This window comes from Nocardioides sp. (assembly GCF_024509035.1).
GTDB lineage: Bacteria > Actinomycetota > Actinomycetes > Propionibacteriales > Nocardioidaceae > Nocardioides.
This window is the reverse complement of sequence record NZ_JANINT010000412.1, coordinates 667-1,057: the sequence shown is the minus strand read 5'-3', so window position 1 is coordinate 1,057 and position 391 is coordinate 667. Positions and strand designations below refer to the sequence as shown.

The 391-nt window shown below is 73.4% G+C and carries 1 protein-coding gene; it reads right to left on the bottom strand.

The window, feature by feature from the left end:
* Positions 1–391 (bottom strand): ABC transporter permease (locus Q0L15_RS22630; RefSeq protein ID WP_296607115.1); only part of this gene is annotated, 391 nt, incomplete at both ends.

The window sequence follows — 391 nt, the reverse complement described above, 5'->3', positions numbered from 1 at the left end:
TGGGTCGAAGACACCGGTGAGGACCGTGACCGTCAGGGAGGCCAGGGCCCAGCCGGCCGCCAGCCCGATCACCGTGCCGACGACGAGCACGTAGACCGGCTCCGTGGCCGCGAGGCGCCGGGTCTGCCGCACGCTGGCACCCAGCGAGGTGATCAACGCGATGCCACGCTGCCGTTCGGCGAGCCCGAGTCCCAGGACGAGACCGCCGGCGGCCATCGCGAGCAGCAGGGCGAAGGCGAGCTCGAGGCGCGTGAGTCGAGACAGGTCGACCGAGGTCAGGCTCGATCCCACCAGCCCCCGGGCCTGGAGCAGGGTGCCGACGCTCCCGTCGGTACCGACGACCGCCGAGACCCGATCCGCCACGCCGGTGATGTCGCGCCCACCGGCGTCG